This window comes from Actinotignum stranguriae (assembly GCF_051265215.1).
GTDB lineage: Bacteria > Actinomycetota > Actinomycetes > Actinomycetales > Actinomycetaceae > Actinotignum > Actinotignum schaalii_C.
Genome location: NZ_JBOZCJ010000047.1, coordinates 1 through 1,428 on the forward strand (window position 1 = coordinate 1; position 1,428 = coordinate 1,428).

Below are 1,428 nucleotides of genomic sequence, written 5' to 3' on the forward strand. Positions count from 1 at the left end.
AGTGACGCTTCTATATGTTGTCAAGAGGCAAGTACGGTTTCCTCGGCACGCATATGCCTGGTCAAGAGGCGATACACCCGCCGGGCCAGGTAGCGTTTAAGCACACGTATAACCTCGCGTTTCGTTTTCCCCTCACCAAGGCGCTTTTCCACATACGCCCGGGTTTCCTCATCCGACCTCATACGCACTAACACCGCCATATGTAAAGCATAATTCAACGCCCGATCCCCACCCCGACTAAGCCGATAACGTACCGTGTTACCCGAACACGCCGGAATCGGACACACACCCGCTAGGGAAGCGAAAGCCGCCTCACTACGAACACGCCCAGCATGGGAAAACGAGACAATGATCTGCCCGGCAGCAAAAGGCCCTATTCCCGGTAAATCAAGTAAAAGCGGGGCCACTAGCTGGACAATCATCTTGATCTGCCCCAAATTCTCCTCCAGACACTTTCCAAGGTCGAGGATACTTTGAGCCCAACGCCGGGCTTCTTGCTTAGCGATCACCATCTGGATATCCTCACCAGGAACATTCTCTAACCTAGCCAGGCCGCTAATCTGGGCGGTAGTGAGAGGCCGGCGGGCATCCACCCCCACATCGATTGTCCGCACGAGTGCGGTTAGGGCGTTTATTTGCGCGGTTTTCGTGCGTGTGAGTTGGCGCCGGCTTGCCATGAGGATACGTAAGGCTTCACGCTCTGTGCCTTGCCTGGGGATGGTCAGGGCGTTTTCCTCGAGTTTCAAGGCCCGCCAGGCGATGTGGTAGGCATCGATCTTATCGGTTTTAGGTTGGTAGCGGCCCTTCCCGTCCGGGCGGGGTGCTTCCACCACGGTATAGCCCTTGCCTTGAAGGAAACGGGTGAGGGTGGCCCCATACGAGGCAGTGCCTTCCACCACGATAAGCACATTAGCGGTGTCCTTAGTGGCGTGTTTCGTGATCCAGGTGGCGGCTCGGGTATGCCCGGGCGTGGTGTTCGCGAAGGCCTGGTTGATGACCTCGATGCCGGTGGGGCATTCCAGGATGGAGAACACGTGTTTTTTCGCGTGGGTGTCCACCCCGATGACGTATGTGTAGTGGTGTGCGACAATTGCCATGTGGATACAGCCCTTTCTTGGTTGTGTCTATCGGGTGTCTGTCCCGGCGCCCTGGCGGGAGTTCGTTTTCCTTTTCAGGGTTGGTTCATCGGCATCACTGTGGAGAGTCACACTCTTGGTGGACGTGCTTCTAATCAGGCCAGTATGAACCGGCCGGGACAGGCCATAGCCATGGTGGCGGCCATGTCACTTCCAAGACACTCCCGCGTGTTTTCCAGGCTGTTTAGGCCTGGTGCGGGCAGGTCAGCGCGTAAGCGGGGCACGCCACCGTGGCTATGATCTATCCTGCCAGCCGATCCCAGATCAGCTACACACAAGTCTCACAGCGCGT

1 protein-coding gene is annotated in these 1,428 nt (G+C 57.2%); it reads right to left on the reverse strand.

Features of this window, described 5'->3' with window-relative positions:
- Positions 1 to 20: 20 nt before the first annotated feature.
- Positions 21 to 1,097, reverse strand: coding sequence for an IS110 family RNA-guided transposase (locus ACRQEG_RS09475; RefSeq protein ID WP_087070276.1), 1,077 nt, complete (start codon positions 1,095 to 1,097; stop codon positions 21 to 23).
- Positions 1,098 to 1,428: the final 331 nt, after the last annotated feature.

Bases quoted from the DNA above. Each gene is read 5' to 3' on its own strand.
- ACRQEG_RS09475 (WP_087070276.1), bottom strand. From the start codon at position 1,097: ATGGCAATTGTCGCACACCACTACACATACGTCATCGGGGTGGACACC.